This window comes from Bacillus sp. MAG717A (genome assembly GCF_036884855.1).
GTDB classification, from domain to species: domain Bacteria; phylum Bacillota; class Bacilli; order Bacillales; family Bacillaceae; genus Bacillus; species Bacillus safensis.
The window spans coordinates 577,546-599,117 of record NZ_CP145733.1 but is presented as its reverse complement, the minus strand read 5'-3'; the positions used below and the strand labels follow the sequence as shown (position 1 = coordinate 599,117).

At 44.7% G+C, this 21,572-nt stretch carries 14 protein-coding genes, 16 tRNA genes and 3 rRNA genes; 30 read left to right on the top strand and 3 right to left on the bottom strand.

The features are described from left to right. The first annotated feature begins 7 nt into the window (after positions 1–7). From V6Z54_RS03190 to V6Z54_RS03165, 6 genes are all read left to right on the top strand, one after another. Entirely contained in the window at positions 8–1,750 is a 1,743-nt protein-coding gene (locus V6Z54_RS03190) for an ABC transporter ATP-binding protein (RefSeq protein ID WP_338527684.1), read from the top strand. 111 nt (positions 1,751–1,861) lie between these two features. Further along, positions 1,862–2,884 (top strand): ABC transporter ATP-binding protein, encoded by a 1,023-nt coding sequence (locus V6Z54_RS03185; protein WP_338527683.1) that lies wholly within the window; start codon positions 1,862–1,864, stop codon positions 2,882–2,884. Continuing rightward, a complete protein-coding gene (locus tag V6Z54_RS03180; RefSeq protein ID WP_080772273.1) occupies positions 2,853–3,830 on the top strand; it encodes an ABC transporter ATP-binding protein in 978 nt (325 codons plus the stop codon). The genes V6Z54_RS03185 and V6Z54_RS03180 overlap by 32 nt, the downstream gene beginning before the upstream one ends. Next, positions 3,805–5,391: an ABC transporter substrate-binding protein gene (locus tag V6Z54_RS03175; protein ID WP_073978510.1), complete on the top strand. Its 1,587-nt coding sequence runs from the start codon at positions 3,805–3,807 to the stop codon at positions 5,389–5,391. Before V6Z54_RS03180 ends, V6Z54_RS03175 begins: the two co-directional genes overlap by 26 nt. A 61-nt stretch (positions 5,392–5,452) precedes the next feature. Further along, complete coding sequence (locus tag V6Z54_RS03170; RefSeq protein WP_073978608.1) at positions 5,453–6,454, top strand: ABC transporter permease; 1,002 nt, start codon at positions 5,453–5,455, stop codon at positions 6,452–6,454. A gap of 17 nt (positions 6,455–6,471) precedes the next feature. Then, positions 6,472–7,368: an ABC transporter permease gene (locus V6Z54_RS03165; RefSeq protein WP_048240058.1), complete on the top strand. Its 897-nt coding sequence runs from the start codon at positions 6,472–6,474 to the stop codon at positions 7,366–7,368. 227 nt (positions 7,369–7,595) lie between these two features. Here the strand turns inward: V6Z54_RS03165 and V6Z54_RS03160 are convergent, their stop codons facing one another. Both V6Z54_RS03160 and V6Z54_RS03155 read right to left on the bottom strand, forming a co-directional pair. Continuing rightward, positions 7,596–8,669, bottom strand: a complete 1,074-nt coding sequence (locus tag V6Z54_RS03160; RefSeq protein WP_024425203.1) for an aromatic acid exporter family protein — start codon at positions 8,667–8,669, stop codon at positions 7,596–7,598. A gap of 247 nt (positions 8,670–8,916) precedes the next feature. Further along, entirely contained in the window at positions 8,917–10,212 is a 1,296-nt protein-coding gene (locus V6Z54_RS03155) for a glutamate-1-semialdehyde 2,1-aminomutase (RefSeq protein ID WP_305960736.1), read from the bottom strand. Positions 10,213–10,341: 129 nt separating this feature from the next. On the opposite strand from V6Z54_RS03155, the gene bcp reads away from it, so the two are divergent. Then, on the top strand, positions 10,342–10,809 hold the full coding sequence (gene bcp, locus V6Z54_RS03150) for a thioredoxin-dependent thiol peroxidase (protein ID WP_024425791.1): 468 nt from the start codon (positions 10,342–10,344) through the stop codon (positions 10,807–10,809). 157 nt (positions 10,810–10,966) lie between these two features. Then, positions 10,967–11,404 carry a peroxide-responsive transcriptional repressor PerR gene (perR, locus tag V6Z54_RS03145; RefSeq protein WP_012009347.1) on the top strand — a complete coding sequence of 146 codons (438 nt, stop codon included), beginning with the start codon at positions 10,967–10,969 and terminating at the stop codon, positions 11,402–11,404. Positions 11,405–11,440: 36 nt separating this feature from the next. Here the strand turns inward: perR and V6Z54_RS03140 are convergent, their stop codons facing one another. Further along, a complete protein-coding gene (locus V6Z54_RS03140; RefSeq protein WP_047203845.1) occupies positions 11,441–11,788 on the bottom strand; it encodes a YgzB family protein in 348 nt (115 codons plus the stop codon). 189 nt (positions 11,789–11,977) lie between these two features. Between V6Z54_RS03140 and V6Z54_RS03135 the strand changes: the two genes are divergently transcribed. The 22 genes from V6Z54_RS03135 to V6Z54_RS03030 all read left to right on the top strand — a co-directional run bounded on the left by V6Z54_RS03135 (position 11,978) and on the right by V6Z54_RS03030 (position 21,570). Then, the gene (locus V6Z54_RS03135; RefSeq protein ID WP_073978503.1) at positions 11,978–12,856 is read left to right on the top strand and encodes a nucleotidyltransferase-like protein; all 879 of its coding nucleotides are present in this window, start codon (positions 11,978–11,980) and stop codon (positions 12,854–12,856) included. Positions 12,857–13,172: 316 nt separating this feature from the next. Further along, positions 13,173–14,721, top strand: a 16S ribosomal RNA gene (locus tag V6Z54_RS03130). Positions 14,722–14,903: 182 nt separating this feature from the next. Next, positions 14,904–17,834, top strand: a 23S ribosomal RNA gene (locus V6Z54_RS03125). Positions 17,835–17,943: 109 nt separating this feature from the next. Continuing rightward, positions 17,944–18,059: ribosomal RNA gene (gene rrf / locus V6Z54_RS03120) — 5S ribosomal RNA — on the top strand. Together the 16S, 23S and 5S rRNA genes with 16 tRNA genes alongside form the textbook arrangement of a ribosomal RNA operon. Positions 18,060–18,068: 9 nt before the next feature. After that, a tRNA-Asn gene (locus tag V6Z54_RS03115) sits at positions 18,069–18,143 on the top strand. A gap of 4 nt (positions 18,144–18,147) precedes the next feature. Further along, positions 18,148–18,238 (top strand) — tRNA-Ser (locus V6Z54_RS03110). Positions 18,239–18,255: 17 nt separating this feature from the next. Then, positions 18,256–18,330, top strand: a tRNA-Glu gene (locus V6Z54_RS03105). 33 nt (positions 18,331–18,363) lie between these two features. Next, positions 18,364–18,439: transfer RNA gene (locus V6Z54_RS03100), tRNA-Val, on the top strand. A 15-nt stretch (positions 18,440–18,454) separates the two neighbouring features. Further along, positions 18,455–18,531: transfer RNA gene (locus tag V6Z54_RS03095), tRNA-Met, on the top strand. 4 nt (positions 18,532–18,535) lie between these two features. Further along, a tRNA-Asp gene (locus V6Z54_RS03090) sits at positions 18,536–18,612 on the top strand. A gap of 18 nt (positions 18,613–18,630) precedes the next feature. Then, positions 18,631–18,706: transfer RNA gene (locus V6Z54_RS03085), tRNA-Phe, on the top strand. 6 nt (positions 18,707–18,712) lie between these two features. After that, positions 18,713–18,785 (top strand) — tRNA-Thr (locus V6Z54_RS03080). 15 nt (positions 18,786–18,800) lie between these two features. Then, positions 18,801–18,885 (top strand) — tRNA-Tyr (locus V6Z54_RS03075). Positions 18,886–18,899: 14 nt separating this feature from the next. Then, positions 18,900–18,973: transfer RNA gene (locus V6Z54_RS03070), tRNA-Trp, on the top strand. Between the two features lie 29 nt (positions 18,974–19,002). Next, positions 19,003–19,078: transfer RNA gene (locus V6Z54_RS03065), tRNA-His, on the top strand. A 9-nt stretch (positions 19,079–19,087) separates the two neighbouring features. Beyond that, a tRNA-Gln gene (locus tag V6Z54_RS03060) sits at positions 19,088–19,159 on the top strand. Between the two features lie 7 nt (positions 19,160–19,166). After that, positions 19,167–19,241: transfer RNA gene (locus V6Z54_RS03055), tRNA-Gly, on the top strand. A gap of 5 nt (positions 19,242–19,246) precedes the next feature. Then, positions 19,247–19,317: transfer RNA gene (locus V6Z54_RS03050), tRNA-Cys, on the top strand. A gap of 14 nt (positions 19,318–19,331) precedes the next feature. Continuing rightward, positions 19,332–19,420, top strand: a tRNA-Leu gene (locus V6Z54_RS03045). A gap of 40 nt (positions 19,421–19,460) precedes the next feature. Continuing rightward, positions 19,461–19,542: transfer RNA gene (locus V6Z54_RS03040), tRNA-Leu, on the top strand. Between the two features lie 401 nt (positions 19,543–19,943). Beyond that, entirely contained in the window at positions 19,944–20,369 is a 426-nt protein-coding gene (locus V6Z54_RS03035) for a hypothetical protein (protein ID WP_305960903.1), read from the top strand. A gap of 406 nt (positions 20,370–20,775) precedes the next feature. Then, positions 20,776–21,570: a phosphotransferase gene (locus tag V6Z54_RS03030; protein ID WP_338527682.1), complete on the top strand. Its 795-nt coding sequence runs from the start codon at positions 20,776–20,778 to the stop codon at positions 21,568–21,570. The last annotated feature ends 2 nt before the right edge of the window (positions 21,571–21,572 follow it).

Below are 21,572 nucleotides of genomic sequence, written 5' to 3'. Positions count from 1 at the left end.
GATTTACATGGGGGTCATTAAACGCTACATGGCTTTTGTAACACCGTATAAAAAACAGATTGCATTAACAATGGTCATCGGGATGATTAAATTCTCGATTCCGTTAACATTGCCTCTGCTTTTAAAGTATGTCATTGATGATGTCATTCAAGGCTCGGGGTCGCCTGAAGAAAAGACATCAACTCTACTGATCATAATGGGAATCATGCTCGTATTATTTTTAGTGATGAGGCCGCCTGTTGAATACTATAGACAATACTACGCACAGTGGACAGGCAGTAAGGTATTATTTGATATTCGGGAGAAGCTGTTCTCGCATATTCAAAAGCTAAGTCTTCGTTACTATGCCAACACGAGAACAGGAGAAATTATTTCAAGAGTGATCAACGATGTGGAGCAGACAAAGGAATTTGTCATCACAGGTCTTATGAACATTTGGCTGGATATGATGACCGTACTAATCGTGATTGCTATTATGTGTACACTGGATCTGAAGCTCACCATCGTGTCTGTCATTATTTTTCCGCTATACGCTTTTGCAGTAAAGTATTTTTACGGACGGCTTCGTAAGCTGACAAAAGAGCGGTCACAGGCGCTGGCAGAAGTGCAAGGGCATTTGCACGAGCGTGTTCAAGGAATGCCGGTCATTCGAAGCTTTGCGATTGAAGAATATGAACAAGAGAATTTTCATGATGAAAACAAAAATTTCTTAAACAAAGCAATCAACCATACGAATTGGAATGCCAAAACATTTGCTGTCGTCAATACCATCACCGACATTGCGCCGCTGTTAATCATTGCATTTGCGGGTTACACCGTGATTAACGGGTCGCTTTCAATTGGGACGATGATCGCCTTTGTCGGCTATATTGACAGGATGTACAATCCGATTCGCCGTCTCATTAACTCATCCACGACGCTAACCCAGTCCGTTGCATCAATGGATCGGATCTTTGAGTTTATTGATGAGCCATATGAGGTCACAGACCGGCCGCATGCAAAAGAAGCCAATCATTTAAAAGGAGAGGTCGAGTTTAAACATGTGTCGTTTCGTTATGAACACACGCAGGAAGAGATTTTGCACAATATCTCCTTAAAAGTAGAAAAAGGACAAACGGTTGCGCTTGTAGGAATGAGTGGTGGAGGAAAGTCGACACTCGTCAGCTTAATTCCAAGGTTTTATGATGTCACAAACGGGTCACTTGAAATTGACGGCATTGATATAAAAGAGTACAAAGCAAGAAGTCTTCGAAATCAAGTCGGAATGGTGCTGCAGGATACATTCCTATTCAGTGACACGATTAAAGAAAATATTGCGGTTGGTGACCCTGAAGCACCTTTTGAAAAAATCGTGTCGGCTGCAAAAGCGGCAAATGCACATGATTTTATTATGTCTCTTCCTGAAGGATATGACACGAAAGTAGGAGAACGGGGCGTAAAGCTGTCAGGCGGACAAAAACAGCGGATTTCCATTGCAAGGGTATTTCTAAAAAATCCACCGCTGTTGATTTTAGACGAAGCGACGTCTGCACTTGATTTAGAAAGTGAGCATTACATTCAAGAAGCGATGCAAAAGCTGGCGAAGGACCGCACAACCTTTATTGTCGCACACCGCTTATCAACCATTACACATGCTGACCAAATTGTGGTCATGGAACAAGGCGAAATTGTGGAAAAAGGAACACACGAAGAATTAATGAACCGAGACAGCCACTATCGTCATTTATTTACCATTCAAACATTAAATTAGTAGAAGCCTATCCGATTCTAGCGGATAGGCTTTTTTATGTTGTCAAAAACATGACATATTTCCCAGCTTGTCTCAATACAATTTAAAAAAGTATGACGGGGTGGTGAATATGTGAAAGAACAAGACGTGCTGCTAGATGTCAAACAGCTGTCCATTGCGTTTCAGCAGAAAAAGCAAAAAGTGCCCATCGTCCATCACATATCGTTCTCAATTCAAAAAGGAGAAACGTTAGGGATTGTGGGCGAATCTGGCTGCGGGAAAAGTATCACAAGCATGTCATTAATGGGACTGAATCAGCAAACAGATACAACGGGCGAGATTCATTTCGAAGGGCAAAATCTGCTGTCACTTTCAGAGAAAGAGTGGCGAGAGATAAGAGGAAATGACATTTCGATGATTTTCCAAGAGCCCATGACCTCTCTGAACCCATTAATGACCATCGGCAAACAAATGACGGAAGCCCTTTTCACACATCAAGCAATCGGTCAAAAAGAAGCAAAAGCGAAGGCGGTTGATCTGCTTCAAACTGTCGGATTGAAGCAAGCAGAATCACTGCTGAAAAAATATCCACACGAATTATCAGGCGGCATGCGCCAGCGTGTCATGATTGCGATGGCAATGCTTTGTCACCCAAAGCTCATGATCGCTGATGAACCGACAACTGCACTTGATGTCACCATCCAAGCGCAAATCCTTCGTCTGCTCAAAAAGCTGAACGAAGAGATGGACACAGCTATTTTATTTATTACCCACGATCTAGGCGTCGTGCGGCAAATATGCCAGCGAGTCATGATTATGTATGCCGGTCGAATTGTAGAAGAAGGAACCGTTGACCGTATTTTTCAAAAACCTCTGCATCCCTACACGAAAGGTCTTTTCGCCTCAGTCCCATCGTTTAAAGAGAAAAAAGAAAAACTTATCTCTATTGCAGGTCATGTGCCTAAGCCAGGGGCCATCCGGTCCGGCTGTCAATTTGCACCACGCTGTCCATATCAAATGGCGCAATGTCTTGAAAAAGATCCAGCCTTACAATCCATTGAACACGATCACCGCGTGGCATGTTTTCTAATGGAAGGAGGAGAAGACACTGAGTCACCCACTCTTGCAAGTGAATCAGCTGACAAAACGGTATGACACAGCTGCTTTTTTTTCTAAACATAAACAATCGACTTTGGCTTTAAATCAAGTCTCCTTTCACGTGAAAGAAGGAGAAACGCTTGGCATTGTTGGTGAATCAGGCTGCGGGAAATCAACACTTGGCAAAAGCCTAATGAGATTGACTGAACCGACGTCAGGCTCTATTCAATTAAAAGGGCAGGAGATCACCCTTCTGAAAGAACGAGACATGCGTTCCTTAAGAAAAGATATTCAAATGATCTTTCAAGATCCTTATGCTTCTTTAAATCCGAGAATGAAAATCAAAGATATTTTAGAGGAACCGCTGATTGTTCATCATCATGGGACGAAAGCAGAAAGACGGAAACGGGTTAAAGAGATGCTGCACATTGTTGGATTTGATCCTTCCTACGGGGAACGCTATGCGCACCAATTCAGCGGCGGACAAAGGCAGCGTATTGGCATTGCTAGAGCGCTCATTACGCACCCAAGTCTTGTCATTGCCGATGAACCAGTTTCGGCTCTAGATGTATCCGTTCAAGCGCAAATTTTGAATTTGATGCTTGAATTACAAAAGACGCTTTCTCTGACGTATCTATTTATTTCTCACGACCTTGGGGTTGTCAGATATATGAGCGACCGGATCGCCGTCATGTATGCTGGGCGCATTGTCGAGATGGGGCCTGCCGAAGAGGTGTTTCACAGCCCGCTTCATCCCTATACGTCGCTGCTTCTGAAATCCATTCCACATATGGATCACGTACTAGAGTCGCAAGATGTGGCAGCAGAAGAGACCACAATGGCGGAACGCGGCGGCTGTCCTTTCTACAAAAGGTGTCCAAAAAGATGGGAGAAATGCCTGAAAGCAGTTCCTGCTTTGTATGAGAAGGAATCGGGACATGCGGCTGCATGTTATTTATATCAAAAGGAGGAACACAATGAAGAAGACATGGTTATTCAGTAGTTTCATTTTTGTGCTGGCACTGGCGCTCTTTTTAGGGGGATGCTCATCATCACCGACATCGGAAGAAAAAGCAACAAAAGACACCCTCGTATTTGGCAGAGGGGGAGATTCCACTTCACTAGATCCAATCACAACGACAGAAGGCGAAACCTTCAAGGTCACAGAGAATATATTTGAAAAGCTTTTGAATTACGGTGAGAAAGACACGACCATCCATCCTGGCCTCGCAACAGATTGGGATGTTGCAAAGGACGGAAAATCATACACGTTCTACTTAAGAGAAGGTGTGAAATTTCATGATGGCACAGATTTTAACGCAGAAGCAGTGAAATTCAACTTTGACCGCTGGATGAATGGAGACGCAGAAAAGTTCCCTTACTATGGCATGTTTGGCGGCTATAAAAAAGATAAAGGGCATGTCATTAAAGACATCATCGTCAAGGGCGAGCATGAAATTGAATTTCAGCTAAAGCGTCCGCAGGCAACATTCCTCAAAAACATTGCCATGTCACCATTTGGCATTGCCAGTCCAGCGGCCGTTGAAAAAAGCGGTGATTCATTTAGAGAAAATCCGGTGGGGACAGGACCATTCAAGTTTAAAGAGTGGAAGCAAAACGACCGTATCGTGTTAGAAAAGAATGACGATTATTGGGAGAAGGATAAACCAAAGCTGAATCAAATCATCTTCCGCTCCATTCCAGAAAACTCTGCTCGTTTAAATGCCCTTAAAACAGGCGAGATCGACTTAATGGATGGCGTGAATCCGTCAGATTTAGATGGCATTAAAACCGACAAAGCACTCCAGCTCATTGAAAGACCATCGATGAACGTAGGCTATATCGGTCTGACCGTCACAAGAAAGCCGCTTGATAACAAGCTGGTTCGTCAGGCACTCAATTATGCGGTCGATAAAGAATCGATTATTGAGTCATTTTATGGCGGACTTGCTGAGCCCGCAAAAAATCCATTGCCGCCAGCTTTAGAAGGCTACAATGATGACATTGAGCCATATCCGTATGATCCAGAAAAAGCGAAAGAACTATTAAAAGAAGCGGGCTTCCCTGATGGCTTTCGCATCAAACTTTGGGCGATGCCTGTACCACGTCCATACATGCCAGATGGGATGAAGGTAGCAGAAGTCATTCAGTCAAATTTTGAAAAAGTCGGTGTCAAAGCAGAAATTGTCACATATGACTGGGCGACCTATTTAGATAAAGCAAGTAAAGGGGAAGCAGATGTGTTCTTATTAGGCTGGACAGGCGACAATGGCGATCCTGATAATTTCATTTACACACTGCTGGACAAAGACAGCATTGGCGGAAACAACTATACATTCTTCGAAAACGATAAAATGCATGACATCCTCATTGAAGCGCAAACAGACACAGATCAAAAGAAACGAAATGAGCTGTATAAAAAAGCGCAGGAAATCATTCATGACGAAGCGCCTTGGATTCCATTGGTGCATTCAATTCCAATGCTTACCGCATCTAATGATTTAAAAGGCTACCAGCCGCATCCAACTGGCTCAGAGGCTTTAACTGACGTGTATTTCGAATAAGCAAATAAGGGAGATCTTGTATCTCCCTTATTCAAACAAAGATGAAGGCGGTGAAAGCTGTTTGTTTGCTTATTGTATGAAGCGGGCAGGAATGCTCATCCCAGTACTGATCGGAATGACATTGGTCGTGTTTTCAATTATTCGTTTTATACCTGGAAATCCAGCGCAGGTCATCTTAGGACAGCGGGCAACGAAAGAGGCAGTAGAACAATTAACGATCCAGCTCGGTTTAGATCAGCCATGGTATGTTCAATACGGTCATTATATGCTTGGCCTTTTAAAAGGGGATTTAGGGACTTCTATTCGAACAGGAGCGGCTATTGCCCAGGAAATGAAGCCTTACTTATTTGCGACGTTAGAATTGACCTTTTTTGCCATGGTGCTGGCGATTGTTGTGGGAGTGAATGCCGGAATCATTAGTGCTTGGTTTAAGCATTCTTTCTTTGATTATGCCGCGATGTTTATTGCACTTATCGGAGTGTCCATGCCGATTTTCTGGTTAGGCTTAATGGGGCAGTGGCTGTTCTCGATCGAATTAGGTATTTTGCCGACAACGGGCCGAGAAGACGTAAGGAATCCAGTGGAGTCGATCACGTATATTCATACACTGGACACGCTTTTGCAAGGCCGGTTTGATCAATTCGCTGACAGTATCAAGCATTTGATCTTACCAAGTACAGCACTCGCCACAATCCCTGCTGCGATTATTGCGAGAATTACAAGGGCAAGTATGCTGGAAGTGCTTCATTCAGACTTTATTCGAACAGCAAAAGCAAAAGGGGTACGTTCATTGTTCATCATTTATCAGCATGGTCTGAAAAATGCGCTCATTCCGATCTTGACGATTATTGGTCTTCAGACAGGCCTCTTGCTTGGTGGAGCGATTTTAACAGAAACCATTTTTGCTTGGCCGGGGATTGGCCGGTATATATATGACGCCATCAGTTATCGTGATTACCCAGTCATTCAAACAGGCATTCTCGTCGTTGCGTTTATATTTGTCCTGATCAATTTCATTGTGGACATCTTGTATGCGGTCATTGATCCAAGGATTAAATATTAAGGAGGGAGAGTGACAATATGGAAGCACAAAAAGAGCTTGACCCACCTCAGCCAAAAGATGAACGCCCTCAATCATTGATTCTTGAATCGATGAAACAGTTCTTTCAGCACAAGCTGGCGGTTATCGGCAGTGTAATAGTCTTTTTATTTCTCATCCTAGCAATCTTTGCCCCGCTCATTGCTCCTTATGGAATCAATGAACAATCACTCGGTGAGCGATTTAGTGCTCCTTCAGCTGCACACTGGTTTGGTACGGATGATTTTGGCAGAGATATCTTTTCAAGAGTTGTGCATGGTGCACGGATTTCCTTATGGGTCGGCTTCTTCTCGGTCCTCGGGTCTGTCATTTTAGGCACACTGCTTGGATTGATAGCTGGCTATGGAGGAAGAGTGCTAGATGCTGTGATCTCCAGATTGTTTGATATTTTACTTGCTTTTCCTAGCATTCTCTTAGCGATTGCTATTGTCTCCATTCTAGGCCCCTCCTTACAAAATGCCCTTATTGCCATTGCGATTATCAATGTCCCAACCTTTGGACGGCTCGTTCGTTCAAAAGTGCTGAGTATTAAACAAGAAGAATACGTGCTGGCAGCAAAGGCGGTGGGAATGTCACACCGCCGCATCGTACTGCGTCACATTCTGCCAAATAGTATGGTCCCAGTCATTGTACAGGCAACGCTAGCAATCGGAACGGCAATTATTGAGGCAGCCGCTTTAGGCTTTTTAGGGTTAGGTGCACAGGCGCCAAGTCCAGAATGGGGGAAAATGCTCGCCGATGCGAGACCTTATCTCGTTCAAGCCCCTTGGACATTATTCTTCCCAGGGATAGCAATCATGCTGACGGTTCTAGGCTTTAACCTGATGGGGGATGGATTAAGAGACACACTGGATCCTAAAATGAAGAAAATAAAATAAGACCGATTCTCAGAATCGGTCTCAGCGCGCGGGCAAACCCTCGCATTCAGTGTCAGTCCTGCGTGCCGGTGCTCACGAATACTCAATTCGCTCCGCTCCGGTACTCGTTCTTCCTAGACTGCAAAGGTTTTCAGGTCACGCTGAAAAGAAGACAAAGAGCTAAATCAAGATCATTTTAGCTCTTTGTCAACAATTTAAGACCGATTCTAGGAATCGGTCTTTTCTATTTATGCTTCTTTTTCTTCTGTCTCAATCTCACTATCTTTTGGGTGATACGTCTGGAAGCTTGTAATCAATGTATCTAAATGTTCTAATTCATCACGGTATTCGATGATGCTGGACATGACATTCAGCATGTTGTAATCGAGTAAGTCGTTTTCTTGGTTTTGCTGATGCTGAATAAATGATTTCGTTAACGTCTCAAGGCGAAGAGAGCATTCATTTTGAAATTCATCGTCCTGCGGCTTCATTTTTCCGACGAATTTCATCAAGGTGCGCTCATGCCAATACAGTAAATAATCAATTTCATCCGTTAAGCTTTCCCTGAAATGCTCTGGCATCAAATGAATTTCATTTTCTAATTTATGAAGCTTTTTCAGCAAATACAGCGCGCGATTTGATGTCATAATGGCCTGCCTGAACAAAACAAGCTTTCTTGATTTGACATAGGTGGTTTTCTTTAAATAGCTTCTTTCCTCTTTGTATAACAAGTAAATGTGATCTAATTTGATCATGCGTTCTTTTATTTGATCGATGTCATCCTTTAAAGTGGAATGATCAGTAGACTGTCTGGAGGTCAAACGGATCCATTTTAAAATCTCCTCCGTATTTTCCATAATGTGATGAACAAGCTTTGTTTCATACTTTGGCGGCAAGAAGATTAAATTCACTAAAAATGAAGAAAGAACTCCTAACACCACAGTAGCTGTTCGGATTAAGGCAAAGGAAAGGAAATGATCCCCTGCACTTTCTAAAATCGCGATGACGGTTACAAGTGCAATCGGAATGGTGTGTTCAATCTTCAGCTTTAAATTAATGGCGATGACCATGACGGCGGTTAAACCGATAATGACTGGTCCTGTGCCAAAAAGCAGACCGAACGTAATGGCAAGCGCTGCTCCAATAATATTGGCTTGCACTTGATCAACAATGGTTAAAAAAGATCGATAAATAGATGGCTGGATAGCAAATACAGCTGCAATTCCCGCGAAGACGGGCGTTGGCAACCCAAGCCATGTTGCCAGGTAAAGCGCGAGTACAATGGCAATACCAGTTTTTAAAATACGGGCTCCAAGTTTCATTGGTTTTGTCCCTGCATTCCTTTCTTTTCGATAATAGATGATCACTCGTCATTTATCATTCATATTTTGATGAAACAACTAAGTAATATACAGCGGTCTTCCGAAATATTCAAGTGATTTTTGAAAGTTCATGAAAACATCTAAAGAAGGTATTGAGAAGAAATGTAACAGATTCGCACGCTTTTGACAAACAAGAGTTGGTCAATAAAAAAACAGGCGCATGTTTTTACGCCTGTTTTGGACATCATTATGATTGTTTCAGCTGTGCAAATGCATGATCTACTGCTTGCAGCGTCTCAGAAATATCTTTTTCAGTATGTGCGATCGTTAAGAACCAAGCTTCATATTTAGAAGGAGCGAGGTTAATGCCTTGCGCGAGCATTAATTTGAAGAAGCGGGCAAACATTTCGCCATTCGTATTTTCGGCCTGCTCGTAGTTCACAATCGTTTCTGTTGTGAAATAAATTGTGAGAGCACCTTTTAAGCGATTCACAGTAATATCTACTTGATGCTTTTTGGCATGGGCTAAAATGCCTTCTTCTAACATAGCGCCAAGCTGATCAAGACGCTCGTAAACACCGTCTTCTTTTAACACTTCCAAGCAGGCAATACCTGAAAGAATGGATGCAGGATTTCCTGCCATTGTGCCAGCTTGATAGGCTGGTCCAAGCGGAGCAACTTGCTCCATAATTTCTTTTTTACCGCCGTACGCGCCGATAGGAAGTCCGCCGCCAATAATTTTTCCTAATGCAGTAAGGTCCGGTTTTACTTGAAGCAAGTCTTGCGCACCGCCATACATAAAGCGGAAAGCGGTAATGACTTCATCATAAATGACCAGTGCGCCTTTTTCATGTGTGAGGTCATTGACCTGCTGCAGGAAACCGTCCTTAGGTTCCACGATGCCGAAGTTCCCGACAATTGGTTCGACAAGGACAGCTGCTACTTCATCTCCCCAACGGTCTAATGCTTCTTTATAGCTGTCAATATCATTAAATGGAACCGTAATGACTTCATTGGCGATACTTTTTGGTACGCCCGCGGAATCAGGTGTTCCTAAAGTGGAAGGACCAGAGCCTGCTGCCACTAGCACAAGATCAGAGTGGCCGTGATAGCATCCGGCAAACTTAATAATTTTTGTTCTGCCTGTATATGCGCGAGCCACTCGAATCGTTGTCATCACCGCTTCTGTACCTGAGTTGACAAAACGAACTTTGTCCAAAGCAGGCATGGCTTCCTTCAGCATTTTAGCAAAAGTGACTTCATGCTTCGTTGGTGTTCCGTAAAGGACACCTGTTTCAGCCGCTTTCGTGATGGCTTTTGTAATATGCGGGTGGGCGTGTCCTGTAATAATTGGACCGTATGCTGCTAGATAGTCGATATAGCGGTTTCCGTCAACATCCCAAAAATAAGCGCCTTCTCCTCTTTCCATCGCAACGGGTGAACCGCCGCCTACTGCCTTATATGAACGAGACGGGCTGTTGACACCTCCAACAATGTGCTCTAGCGCCTCTTGATGTAATTTTTCTGATTCTGTGAATTTCATAAATAGCCTCCTATCTCAACGTATCACGTCGTCTATCATTATTTTAACATGCCGATGCAAGCGTCCTTAGTTGAATATCCTTTCAAAATTGGATAGGCTAATTAAAAAATAGGTTGGAGGGATTGTGTCATGACAATCGAAGTAGGGCAGCAAGTACCTGACATTGAATTAACCGGTGACAATGGGGAGAAAGTAAAGCTTTCTGATTTTAAAGGAAAACATATTGTCCTTTATTTCTATCCAAAAGATATGACACCAGGCTGTACAACAGAAGCATGTGATTTCCGCGACCGCCATCAAAGCTTTGCAGAGCTAGATGCTGTCATTATCGGCGTAAGCCCAGACAGTCAGGACAAGCACCAAAAGTTTAAAGAAAAACATGATTTGCCGTTCCTGCTCCTTGTAGATGATGAACAGAAATTGTCTGAAGCCTTTGGCGTATGGAAGCTGAAAAAGAACTTTGGCAAAGAATATATGGGAATCGAGCGTTCAACGTTTCTTATTAATAAAGAGGGCACGCTTGTGAAAGAATGGCGAAAAGTAAAGGTAAAAGACCACGTAGAGGAAGCGCTTGAGGAATTGAAAGCTCACGCTTAATATCCTAACAGGATGAGATCGGCAGTCATGCCGGTCTTTTTTGTAAGGAAGAATAGGTAAAAAAGAGGATTGTAATTGACAAAGTTTCGGCTCTGGGGGTACACTATTTATAAAGATTACAATATAAGAATATTTTTGAAGAGAGGTGCATGATGAAATGGCTGCTCACGAACTAAAAGACGCTTTAGATGCTCTAAAAGAAACCGGTGTTCGAATTACTCCGCAGCGCCATGCCATCTTGGAGTTTCTCGTAAATTCTATGACTCACCCAACCGCAGACGATATATATAAAGCACTTGAAGGAAAATTTCCAAATATGAGTGTCGCAACGGTTTACAACAATTTACGAGTCTTCCGGGAATCTGGATTAGTAAAGGAATTAACGTATGGTGATTCCTCAAGCCGATTTGATTTTGCGACATCTGACCATTACCATGCGATTTGTGAAAACTGCGGAAAAATCGTGGACTTTCACTATCCTGGCCTTGATGAAGTTGAACAGCTTGCATCCCATGTGACGGGCTTTAAAGTTAGTCATCATCGCTTGGAGATCTATGGAACTTGTCAAGAATGTGCGAAAAAAGAAAATCATTAATGAAAAAAGCTGACCGGTTAAATGGTCAGCTTATTTTTATGACTTTTTTCGATTGTAGGATTCATCAAACTCTTTACCTTCTAATGTTGGATCAAGTGTAAGCGGCTCCCTGCAATGCATGCACATGTCCACACGCCCAAGCACTTTTGTTTCTTTCTCACAGCCTGGACAAACGACACGTACTGCCTTCGTAGAAAGCATACCAATCCAAAAGTAAACGGCTGTACTTAATCCAATCGATAAGACGCCAAGCAGCATAAAGAAAGTCGACAGCCAGATCGATTCTTTGAAGAACACACCGATATACATGATCAGAAAGCCAACAAAAACCAAACTAAGTGCAAATGTTCTGATTTTATTAATCTTACTGGAGTATTTCGCCATCCCTAGTCCCCCTTATCTCCAATATAGCACATTTTACCTTTCCGTTTGAATTAGTTATAGAGTTTTGTGAATAAATTGCTTATAATGATTCAATGATCTTTTTTCATGTATTGAAGGAATTTTGATTCTATGAGGAGAAATACATAGCATTAGAGAAGAACTTTACACCCGAGTATTGGAGGAATCACTATGGAAAATCTTCTCCGTCCTATTTATCAAGAGAGAGCAAGCCATCCAGATACATTAGCTGTGATTATAGTAGAAAGAAGACATAAAGTATCTTCTGAGACGGATAACTTTGATGCAGCACTTTTAGTCATCGTAAAAGAAGCGGAAGAGCCGGTATTTATCAAGCACTATGAATCCGATCACCAAACAGCTTCTTTAAACGTTGTCACAGATGATCAACTGAAGGAATGGATTACCCTCGGTACTAACCGACGAATCATCGATTGGATTTTAAATGGAAAAGTTCTGTTTGATCGAAATGAATATATCTTCAACTTAATTGATGAATTAAGTACATTCCCGTTTTCAAACCGCAAGCTCAAAATCGGTTTAGAATATGGCAAGCTCATTCGCAGATATATAGAAGGAAAAGCATTTTTTGAGTCAAATCAATTCCTTGATGCATATAATTCCATTGTGCATGCCCTGCATCACTTAGCACGTATTGAAGTAATTGATAAAGGCTTCCACCCAGAGGTGACCGTTTGGAACCAAGTGCGTCATATGGAGCCGGAAGTATACAAACTTTATTCAGAACTGATTGAAAGCCATGAAAGTCTGCATAAGCGTTTGGAACTTTTATTTTTAGCAAATGATTTTTTGATCCACTCAAAAGCAGAAATTGGCGCCGCTCATTTGCGTCATGTCATGGAACAGAAGGATATATGGCTTTTTGGTGAGCTTCTTGCACACCCTGATCTAAAGTATTTCACGCCTGACCTTAGCGTGATGATTGATTTCTTTGTGGAAAAAGGAATTGTTCAAGTGGAGCCGATTGAGACAAAGGGACAAAAAATCTACCATCGAGGATATTTTGTGAAAAAAGATATTGACGCATGAATATTATGATGGTATATTATTAAACGTCGCTAACGAGCAACTGAGTTGCTTTGAAAGAAAAGCTGACAAAAAGAAATTCTAAAAAACACTTGACGCATACGGTGCTCAAATGTTATATTAAGAAAGTCGCCTCTGAGCGATAATGAACATGATCTTTGAAAACTAAACAAGACAAAACGTACCTGTTAATTCGAGTTTTTATAAAAAAATCCTATGATACATCATAGGTAGTCAGTCAAACTGGCGAGGCAGGAAATGATCACATGCTAAGTTCGCTACATCGTGTAGCAACGCATGTGTGATATGCATCCTGCATACCTCGGAGAGTTTGATCCTGGCTCAGGACGAACGCTGGCGGCGTGCCTAATACATGCAAGTCGAGCGGACAGAAGGGAGCTTGCTCCCGGATGTTAGCGGCGGACGGGTGAGTAACACGTGGGTAACCTGCCTGTAAGACTGGGATAACTCCGGGAAACCGGAGCTAATACCGGATAGTTCCTTGAACCGCATGGTTCAAGGATGAAAGACGGTTTCGGCTGTCACTTACAGATGGACCCGCGGCGCATTAGCTAGTTGGTGGGGTAATGGCTCACCAAGGCGACGATGCGTAGCCGACCTGAGAGGGTGATCGGCCACACTGGGACTGAGACACGGCCCAGACTCCTACGGGAGGCAGCAGTAGGGAATCTTCCGCAATGGACGAAAGTCTGACGGAGCAACGCCGCGTGAGTGATGAAGGTTTTCGGATCGTAAAGCTCTGTTGTTAGGGAAGAACAAGTGCGAGAGTAACTGCTCGCACCTTGACGGTACCTAACCAGAAAGCCACGGCTAACTACGTGCCAGCAGCCGCGGTAATACGTAGGTGGCAAGCGTTGTCCGGAATTATTGGGCGTAAAGGGCTCGCAGGCGGTTTCTTAAGTCTGATGTGAAAGCCCCCGGCTCAACCGGGGAGGGTCATTGGAAACTGGGAAACTTGAGTGCAGAAGAGGAGAGTGGAATTCCACGTGTAGCGGTGAAATGCGTAGAGATGTGGAGGAACACCAGTGGCGAAGGCGACTCTCTGGTCTGTAACTGACGCTGAGGAGCGAAAGCGTGGGGAGCGAACAGGATTAGATACCCTGGTAGTCCACGCCGTAAACGATGAGTGCTAAGTGTTAGGGGGTTTCCGCCCCTTAGTGCTGCAGCTAACGCATTAAGCACTCCGCCTGGGGAGTACGGTCGCAAGACTGAAACTCAAAGGAATTGACGGGGGCCCGCACAAGCGGTGGAGCATGTGGTTTAATTCGAAGCAACGCGAAGAACCTTACCAGGTCTTGACATCCTCTGACAACCCTAGAGATAGGGCTTTCCCTTCGGGGACAGAGTGACAGGTGGTGCATGGTTGTCGTCAGCTCGTGTCGTGAGATGTTGGGTTAAGTCCCGCAACGAGCGCAACCCTTGATCTTAGTTGCCAGCATTCAGTTGGGCACTCTAAGGTGACTGCCGGTGACAAACCGGAGGAAGGTGGGGATGACGTCAAATCATCATGCCCCTTATGACCTGGGCTACACACGTGCTACAATGGACAGAACAAAGGGCTGCAAGACCGCAAGGTTTAGCCAATCCCATAAATCTGTTCTCAGTTCGGATCGCAGTCTGCAACTCGACTGCGTGAAGCTGGAATCGCTAGTAATCGCGGATCAGCATGCCGCGGTGAATACGTTCCCGGGCCTTGTACACACCGCCCGTCACACCACGAGAGTTTGCAACACCCGAAGTCGGTGAGGTAACCTTTATGGAGCCAGCCGCCGAAGGTGGGGCAGATGATTGGGGTGAAGTCGTAACAAGGTAGCCGTATCGGAAGGTGCGGCTGGATCACCTCCTTTCTAAGGATATATGGAGCAGCGTGCGTTTTCGTCTTGTTTAGTTTTGAAGGATCATTCCTTCAAAACATGTCTCTAGCGAGACAGGATTGTTCTTTGAAAACTAGATAACAATAAGTAATACATTCACATTGAATGCAATGCAAAGTTCATCACACATAGTGATTCTTTCTAAAGTAAGAAATGGTTAAGTTAGAAAGGGCGCACGGTGGATGCCTTGGCACTAGGAGCCGATGAAGGACGGGACGAACACCGATATGCTTCGGGGAGCTGTAAGCAAGCTTTGATCCGGAGATTTCCGAATGGGGAAACCCACTGCTCGTAATGGAGTAGTATCCATACTTGAATACATAGAGTATGAGAAGGCATACCCGGGGAACTGAAACATCTAAGTACCCGGAGGAAGAGAAAGCAAATGCGATTCCCTGAGTAGCGGCGAGCGAAACGGGAACAGCCCAAACCAAGAGGCTTGCCTCTTGGGGTTGTAGGACACTCTATACGGAGTTACAAAGGAATGATATAAGCGAAGAGGTCTGGAAAGGCCCGCCAAAGAAGGTAACAGCCCTGTAACTGAAATGTCATTCCCTCCAGAGTGGATCCTGAGTACGGCGGAACACGTGAAATTCCGTCGGAATCCGGGAGGACCATCTCCCAAGGCTAAATACTCCCTAGTGACCGATAGTGAACCAGTACCGTGAGGGAAAGGTGAAAAGCACCCCGGAAGGGGAGTGAAATAGATCCTGAAACCGTGTGCCTACAAGTAGTCAGAGCCCGTTAACGGGTGATGGCGTGCCTTTTGTAGAATGAACCGGCGAGTTACGATCCCGTGCAAGGTTAAGCAGAAGATGCGGAGCCGCAGCGAAAGCGAGTCTGAATAGGGCGCATGAGTACGTGGTCGTAGACCCGAAACCAGGTGATCTACCCATGTCCAGGGTGAAGTTCAGGTAACACTGAATGGAGGCCCGAACCCACGCACGTTGAAAAGTGCGGGGATGAGGTGTGGGTAGGGGTGAAATGCCAATCGAACCTGGAGATAGCTGGTTCTCTCCGAAATAGCTTTAGGGCTAGCCTCAAGGTAAGAGTCTCGGAGGTAGAGCACTGATTGGACTAGGGGCCCCTACCGGGTTACCGAATTCAGTCAAACTCCGAATGCCGATGACTTATCCTTGGGAGTCAGACTGCGAGTGATAAGATCCGTAGTCGAAAGGGAAACAGCCCAGACCGCCAGCTAAGGTCCCAAAGTATACGTTAAGTGGAAAAGGATGTGGAGTTGCTTAGACAACCAGGATGTTGGCTTAGAAGCAGCCACCATTTAAAGAGTGCGTAATAGCTCACTGGTCGAGTGACTCTGCGCCGAAAATGTACCGGGGCTAAACGTATCACCGAAGCTGCGGACTGTTCTTACGAACAGTGGTAGGAGAGCGTTCTAAGGGCTGTGAAGCCAGACCGGAAGGACTGGTGGAGCGCTTAGAAGTGAGAATGCCGGTATGAGTAGCGAAAGACGGGTGAGAATCCCGTCCACCGAATGCCTAAGGTTTCCTGAGGAAGGCTCGTCCGCTCAGGGTTAGTCGGGACCTAAGCCGAGGCCGAAAGGCGTAGGCGATGGACAACAGGTTGATATTCCTGTACCACCTCCTCACCATTTGAGCAATGGGGGGACGCAGGAGGATAGGGTAAGCGCGGTATTGGATATCCGCGTCCAAGCAGTTAGGCTGGGAAATAGGCAAATCCGTTTCCCGTAAAGGCTGAGCTGTGATGGCGAGCGAAATTTAGTAGCGAAGTTCCTGATTCCACACTGCCAAGAAAAGCCTCTAGCGAGGTGAGAGGTGCCCGTACCGCAAACCGACACAGGTAGGCGAGGAGAGAATCCTAAGGTGATCGAGAGAACTCTCGTTAAGGAACTCGGCAAAATGACCCCGTAACTTCGGGAGAAGGGGTGCTTCTTAGGGTGTTAAAGCCCCGAGAAGCCGCAGTGAATAGGCCCAGGCGACTGTTTAGCAAAAACACAGGTCTCTGCGAAGCCGTAAGGCGAAGTATAGGGGCTGACGCCTGCCCGGTGCTGGAAGGTTAAGAGGAGCGCTTAGCGTAAGCGAAGGTGCGAATTGAAGCCCCAGTAAACGGCGGCCGTAACTATAACGGTCCTAAGGTAGCGAAATTCCTTGTCGGGTAAGTTCCGACCCGCACGAAAGGCGCAACGATCTGGGCACTGTCTCAACGAGAGACTCGGTGAAATTATAGTACCTGTGAAGATGCAGGTTACCCGCGACAGGACGGAAAGACCCCGTGGAGCTTTACTGCAGCCTGATATTGAATGTTGGTACAGCTTGTACAGGATAGGTAGGAGCCTTGGAAACCGGAGCGCTAGCTTCGGTGGAGGCATCGGTGGGATACTACCCTGGCTGTATTGACCTTCTAACCCGCTGCCCTTATCGGGCAGGGAGACAGTGTCAGGTGGGCAGTTTGACTGGGGCGGTCGCCTCCTAAAATGTAACGGAGGCGCCCAAAGGTTCCCTCAGAATGGTTGGAAATCATTCGCAGAGTGTAAAGGCACAAGGGAGCTTGACTGCGAGACCTACAAGTCGAGCAGGGACGAAAGTCGGGCTTAGTGATCCGGTGGTTCCGCATGGAAGGGCCATCGCTCAACGGATAAAAGCTACCCCGGGGATAACAGGCTTATCTCCCCCAAGAGTCCACATCGACGGGGAGGTTTGGCACCTCGATGTCGGCTCATCGCATCCTGGGGCTGTAGTCGGTCCCAAGGGTTGGGCTGTTCGCCCATTAAAGCGGTACGCGAGCTGGGTTCAGAACGTCGTGAGACAGTTCGGTCCCTATCCGTCGCGGGCGCAGGAAATTTGAGAGGAGCTGTCCTTAGTACGAGAGGACCGGGATGGACGCACCGCTGGTGTACCAGTTGTTCTGCCAAGGGCATCGCTGGGTAGCTATGTGCGGACGGGATAAGTGCTGAAAGCATCTAAGCATGAAGCCCCCCTCAAGATGAGATTTCCCATTCCGCAAGGAAGTAAGATCCCTGAAAGATGATCAGGTTGATAGGTCTGAGGTGGAAGCGTGGTGACACGTGGAGCTGACAGATACTAATAGATCGAGGACTTAACCTATATTCGATTGTGAAGCATGAACATTGTTATCTAGTTTTGAGAGAACATTTTTAAAATATCTCTTGATTTATTTTCAATACATAGTATAATATCTTTTGTCACTAAATTGTCTGGTGATGATGGCGAAGAGGTCACACCCGTTCCCATACCGAACACGGAAGTTAAGCTCTTCAGCGCCGATGGTAGTTGGGGGTTTCCCCCTGTGAGAGTAGGACATCGCCAGGCTTTCTTCATTCCGCAGTAGCTCAGTGGTAGAGCTATCGGCTGTTAACCGATCGGTCGTAGGTTCGAATCCTACCTGCGGAGCCAATTTGGAGAGCTGTCCGAGTGGCCGAAGGAGCACGATTGGAAATCGTGTAGGCGGTAACCCCGTCTCAAGGGTTCGAATCCCTTGCTCTCCGCCACAATTTACATAATAAAGGGCCCGTTGGTCAAGCGGTTAAGACACCGCCCTTTCACGGCGGTAACACGGGTTCGAATCCCGTACGGGTCACCATTTTTATACAATATATACCAGCATTTTTTATTCGGAGGATTAGCTCAGCTGGGAGAGCATCTGCCTTACAAGCAGAGGGTCGGCGGTTCGAGCCCGTCATCCTCCACCATATCTTTTATATCGTCGCGGGGTGGAGCAGTTCGGTAGCTCGTCGGGCTCATAACCCGAAGGTCGCAGGTTCAAATCCTGCCCCCGCAACCAAAATGGTCCGGTAGTTCAGTTGGTTAGAATGCCTGCCTGTCACGCAGGAGGTCGCGGGTTCGAGTCCCGTCCGGACCGCCATTTTTCAAAAGAATACTTGGCTCGGTAGCTCAGTTGGTAGAGCAACGGACTGAAAATCCGTGTGTCGGCGGTTCGATTCCGTCCCGAGCCACCACTATTTGCCGGTGTAGCTCAATTGGTAGAGCAACTGACTTGTAATCAGTAGGTTGGGGGTTCAAGTCCTCTTGCCGGCACTGTTTTCCAAATGTGGAGGGGTAGCGAAGTGGCTAAACGCGGCGGACTGTAAATCCGCTCCCTCCGGGTTCGGCGGTTCGAATCCGCCCCCCTCCACCATTTTTTATTTTCATAGGGGCATAGTTTAACGGTAGAACAGAGGTCTCCAAAACCTCCGGTGTGGGTTCGATTCCTACTGCCCCTGCCAATTATACTTTATAATTCATTACATCTATGGCGGTTGTGGCGAAGTGGTTAACGCACCAGATTGTGGCTCTGGCACTCGTGGGTTCGATTCCCATCAATCGCCCCATTTTATTATTGGGCTATAGCCAAGCGGTAAGGCAACGGACTTTGACTCCGTCATGCGTTGGTTCGAATCCAGCTAGCCCAGTTGATGTGCGGAAGTAGTTCAGTGGTAGAACACCACCTTGCCAAGGTGGGGGTCGCGGGTTCGAATCCCGTCTTCCGCTCCAATAATGGCGGCATAGCCAAGTGGTAAGGCAGAGGTCTGCAAAACCTTTATCCCCGGTTCAAATCCGGGTGTCGCCTTTTTTGAAAAGACTGCCGGGGTGGTGGAATTGGCAGACACACAGGACTTAAAATCCTGCGGTAGGTGACTACCGTGCCGGTTCAAGTCCGGCCCTCGGCACCATTGTGTTTTTTTAATATAAGTTGCGCTCTTTAATGATCATGCCGGTGTGGCGGAATTGGCAGACGCGCACGACTCAAAATCGTGTTCCTCACGGAGTGCCGGTTCGACCCCGGCCACCGGTATCTAGTTTTAGATATTCTTTATTATCGTCAAATACAGAAGAATTAAGGAATATCAACGTTTAAAACGTCTTTCTACAAATTGTAGAAAGACGTTTTTTATTTGTTTTTTAACTGGTTTTTCACACAACAAAATTACTCAAATCGTGTTCACTGATGAAAGGGGAATAAGCTAAATGGCAAGACGTAAAAATATTTGAGATCACCTTCTATTCAGTATTACAAGAATAAAGATTTCTTAATTCTCTAACAGCACAAGGAATTATATTTCTGAATTAAAGCCTTACAATATGACAGAGGAGGAGATTATCTTTTACTTTATTGATGGTTACCTTATTATTAAACTAAAGGGGCAGGATAATTGAAGAAGGATGAGATAAATTGTACATAGGAGAGGTGTTGTCATGATTACGGTTAAAAATGCTGAAAGTTATCTTAAAGATAGCATTGGTGAAGATACCGATGATATAAAAAAGGTTTGGGAAACATTTAAGGCTTTTTCAAAGGAGACAGTTGAAGGCGAAGAAGATAAAGAAATTTTATTTCAGTGTGGTGTCTATGATTTTACAGGAGAGGAACTATTTCATTTTGACCTTGTACGTCAGTTTACAGTTTATGAAGAAGATGATTATTCTCACATGGAACAACTGCACTGTGAATTTTTATTTAAACCAACAAGCGAGTTAAAAAAGTTAAAGGTGATAGAAGAATGGTCAATGGATTATGACGATATCGATCATTTTTTTAATCATATTGAAAGTATTCATGAGTTTAAAATACCTTTGAGTTTAAAGCCGATAAAATCAGAAATATATCAAGAAGAACTTTGATTCTTATTTCATAAACGGGTGCTTACTTTAAGAGGGTATACCTTGCCTTTTAGGAATAATTTATCATGGATTGCCGGTTCAGCCCCGGCCATCGGTATCTATTAAAAGTTTCATGATTGGTTTTTACCGTGAATCTAACGTTTCACCCTTGTGGTAAACGTTTTTTTGTGGTTATTAAAAATAGAAAACTATTAGAAAATAATGAGCATGTACTTCTTTTAGCAGAATAATCTTTAGATGATTTGCAACATTTGATAGGATATATTTAACCATGTAAGGAAACAACATGGGGTAGCACATTCACAGAAAATAGTGTACTACCTTTGTGTAACTAAATGAATATTTGGGGATACATACACATCTATAGCTGACATCATCATTGTGACCCAATTTTAGGGGAGAATTTATGAAAAAACAAAATGACCATGAAGAGTTATTGACAGGTGGCAATGTCTCGAGCGTATATCGTTCGGGAGATACGGTTCGTCGAGAAGTAAGGTCAGACAACATCAATATACGAAATCTGCTAAAGCATTTAGAAAAAAAGAATTTCTCCTATGCTCCAAGGTATTTAGGGGTTGATGAACAAGGTAGAGAGGTATTGTCCTTTATTGATGGCGTAGCCGGTCATGATCCCTTAAAAGAATACATGTGCTCTCACCAAGCCTTAAAAGAAATAGCGAGAATGCTTAGACTGTATCATGATGCTGTTCAGGATTTCCCCATTTCAGACGATTGGGAACGAATGGACAATACGCCTAACAACATAGAGGTTGTATGCCATAATGATTTTGCTATGTACAATATCATTTTCAATAACGAAAAACCAGTAGGAATCATTGATTTTGATGTAGCTGCTCCTGGTCCGAGACTTTGGGATATCGCTTATACCCTTTATACATGTGTGCCTCTCAGTAGATTTTTTCGCACTGAAACAGGGGAGGTCGTGAATTATCTTTCATTAGACCATGCGGACCAGATAAAGCATAGAGTGAAACTGTTTTTTGAATCTTATGGGGAGGACATAGCAGAAGATTATTTGGATATGGTGCTGCTGCGTTTAAAAGGGTTATGTCAGTACATGAAACGAAAAGCGAGTGAAGGGGATATAGCTTTTCAAAAAATGATTCATGAGGGGCACCTTGAGCGTTATCAAAAAGACATTCAATTCATTCATGAACACAGAAAAGAATGGATGTAAAG

What these genes read in the sequence shown, in the direction of transcription:
- V6Z54_RS03190 (WP_338527684.1), top strand. Translation starts at nt 8, where the DNA reads ATGGGGGTCATTAAACGCTACATGGCTTTTGTAACACCGTATAAAAAA.
- V6Z54_RS03175 (WP_073978510.1), top strand. Translation starts at nt 3,805, where the DNA reads ATGAAGAAGACATGGTTATTCAGTAGTTTCATTTTTGTGCTGGCACTG.
- V6Z54_RS03165 (WP_048240058.1), top strand. Translation starts at nt 6,472, where the DNA reads ATGGAAGCACAAAAAGAGCTTGACCCACCTCAGCCAAAAGATGAACGC.
- V6Z54_RS03160 (WP_024425203.1), bottom strand. Translation starts at nt 8,669, where the DNA reads ATGAAACTTGGAGCCCGTATTTTAAAAACTGGTATTGCCATTGTACTC.
- V6Z54_RS03155 (WP_305960736.1), bottom strand. Translation starts at nt 10,212, where the DNA reads ATGAAATTCACAGAATCAGAAAAATTACATCAAGAGGCGCTAGAGCAC.
- bcp (WP_024425791.1), top strand. Translation starts at nt 10,342, where the DNA reads ATGACAATCGAAGTAGGGCAGCAAGTACCTGACATTGAATTAACCGGT.
- perR (WP_012009347.1), top strand. Translation starts at nt 10,967, where the DNA reads ATGGCTGCTCACGAACTAAAAGACGCTTTAGATGCTCTAAAAGAAACC.
- V6Z54_RS03140 (WP_047203845.1), bottom strand. Translation starts at nt 11,788, where the DNA reads ATGGCGAAATACTCCAGTAAGATTAATAAAATCAGAACATTTGCACTT.
- V6Z54_RS03135 (WP_073978503.1), top strand. Translation starts at nt 11,978, where the DNA reads ATGGAAAATCTTCTCCGTCCTATTTATCAAGAGAGAGCAAGCCATCCA.
- V6Z54_RS03035 (WP_305960903.1), top strand. Translation starts at nt 19,944, where the DNA reads ATGATTACGGTTAAAAATGCTGAAAGTTATCTTAAAGATAGCATTGGT.
- V6Z54_RS03030 (WP_338527682.1), top strand. Translation starts at nt 20,776, where the DNA reads ATGAAAAAACAAAATGACCATGAAGAGTTATTGACAGGTGGCAATGTC.